Below are 2282 nucleotides of genomic sequence, written 5' to 3'. Positions count from 1 at the left end.
GGTCAGGGGCTCCTCGTATATCTGGGGTGTTTTGCGGCCCGACGGACGACTCACGTAAGCGACCGGGCCGGTCACCCCTCGTCGGACCGGCCCGGTCGGTGTACCCCGCGACACGAATCGGAACGTTTCTGGTCCAGTCCTTCGGTGTGGTTACCGTCGGCAGTGCGTCTTCAGCGTCTGGAAGAGCCACCTTCTGGTCTGCACCGCCGGGTCCGACTGATCACCCCTCGAGACCGGTCCGACCCGGTTGTTCCGGTGTCTGCAGAAAGGATGCGATGTCCGTCTCGAGAGGTTCTTAAGAACAACTTGTCAGCACAGGCCGTTTCTTCGGCGATGATGGAAGGACCGACAAGATGGAGAGCGACGATGGAGACCTTGATCGTCTGGGTGCTGGCTAGCCTGCTGTACTGGTTCAGCAACTTCTGACCGATACGACATCGACGGCGCGGACGCCGCACCGCTTCCGCGCCAACCTATTTCCTGCGGACACGACACGAGGCAGGTATGCCTTGCGGCGTACCTGCCTCGGTGTCTACTACTCGCGGATCAGTCTTCCTGGCCGGCCCGCACTCCTTCCTCGACTCGCTTGCCGAGCTCGGCGTCGACATTGCGCCAGTACTCGAACACCCGGCTCAGCACCGGCTCGCTGACACCGGCGAGCACGTGGCCGACGATGTTGTCGACCAGGCGTGCGCGGGCGTCGTCGTCGAGTACCTCACGCACCAGCGTGCCCGCCTGGGTGAAGTCGCCGTCCTCGGCGTGCTGGATGTAGCCGGCCCGCACCATCGACGGATCGAACTCCCACAGGCCACCGTCGCCGGCCTTCGACGGGTCGGCGTGCGGACCGCCGAAGGAGTTCGGCGCGTAGACCGGCACGTCGGCGGGGTTGTACTGGTACCGCATGGCGCCCTCCTTCGAGTAGGAGTTCACCTCGGCGGCCCTGGCCTGGTTCGGCGGCAGCTGCGCGTAGTTGGTGCCGATCCGGTAGCGGTGCGCGTCGGCGTAGGCGAAGACGCGGCCGAGCAGCATCTTGTCCGGCGAGAAACCGATGCCGGGGACGATATTGGACGGCTCGAACGCGGCCTGCTCGATGTCGACGAAGAAGTTGCCCGGATTGCGGTTCAGCGTCCACGTGCCGACCTCGATCAGCGGATAGTCCTGCTGCGACCACACTTTGGTCAGGTCGAACGGGTTGAAGCGGTAGGCCTCGGCCTCGGCGACCGGCATGATCTGGACCTTCAGCGTCCAGCTCGGGAAGTCGCCGCGCTCGATCGCGTCCCACAGGTCCTTGCGGTGGTAGTCGGGGTCCGAACCCGCGAGGGTGTCGGCCTCGGCCTGGGTCAGGAACTCGATGCCCTGGTCGGTCTTGAAGTGGTACTTCACCCAGAACCGTTCGCCCTCGGCATTGATCCACTGGTAGGTGTGCGAGCCGAAACCGTCCATGTGCCGGTAGGTCCTTGGCAGGCCGCGGTCGCCCATCAGCCAGGTCACCTGGTGCGCCGACTCCGGGCGCAGCGTCCAGAAGTCCCACTGCATGTTGTGGTCGCGCAGGCCGCTGCCGGGCAGTCGCTTCTGCGAGCGGATGAAGTCGGGGAACTTCATCGCGTCCTTGATGAAGAACACCGGGGTGTTGTTGCCGACGAGGTCGTAGTTGCCGTCCTCGGTGTAGAACTTCACCGCGAAACCGCGTGGGTCACGCCAGGTGTCGGGGCTGCCCTGCTCACCGGCCACGGTCGAGAACCGGACCAGCGATTCGGTGCGCGCGCCCGGCTGGAACAGCGTGGCCTTGGTGTAACGGCTGACATCGCCGGTCACCACCAGCTCGCCGTAGGCGCCGGAGCCCTTGGCGTGCACGATCCGCTCCGGGACCCGCTCGCGGTTGAACTGGGCCAGCTTCTCGATCAGGTAGTGGTCGTGCAGCAGCACCGGTCCCTGGGTTCCGGCGGACAGCGATTCGTCGTCGCTCTCGACGGCACTACCGGTGTTCGTCGTGGTCGGCTTGGTCATTTCGCGGCCTCCTGGTTTCGACAGTCGGGGCACAACCCCCAGAAGACGACCTCGGCCTCGTCGATCGCGAAGCCATGGTCGTCCGCGGGCTGCAGACAGGGCGCGGCGCCGACGACACATTCGGTGTCGACCACCGCCCCACAACTTCGGCACACCAGGTGATGGTGATTATCCCCGGTCCGCGTCTCGAACCGGGCAGGCGAGCCCGCCGGGTTGATTACGCGCAGGTTTTACAACCCCACCCAGGCGTTTTTTTATTAGATAACACCCCCCGA

1 protein-coding gene and 1 pseudogene are annotated in these 2282 nt (G+C 65.2%); both read right to left on the bottom strand.

Going from position 1 to position 2282, the window contains the following annotated elements; translation table 11 throughout:
* Positions 1 to 546 precede the first annotated feature (546 nt).
* Positions 547 to 2007 carry a catalase gene (locus ACFWPJ_RS30765; RefSeq protein ID WP_378856713.1) on the bottom strand — a complete coding sequence of 487 codons (1461 nt, stop codon included), beginning with the start codon at positions 2005 to 2007 and terminating at the stop codon, positions 547 to 549.
* Positions 2004 to 2234: pseudogene (locus tag ACFWPJ_RS30760) on the bottom strand (Fur family transcriptional regulator); the annotation flags it as partial. The pseudogene ACFWPJ_RS30760 and the gene ACFWPJ_RS30765, both read right to left, overlap by 4 nt.
* Positions 2235 to 2282: the final 48 nt, after the last annotated feature.

Source organism: Nocardia sp. NPDC058497, assembly GCF_042720195.1.
GTDB lineage: Bacteria > Actinomycetota > Actinomycetes > Mycobacteriales > Mycobacteriaceae > Nocardia.
Note: the sequence above shows the minus strand (reverse complement) of the source record. Positions and strands in the feature narration are given on the sequence as shown.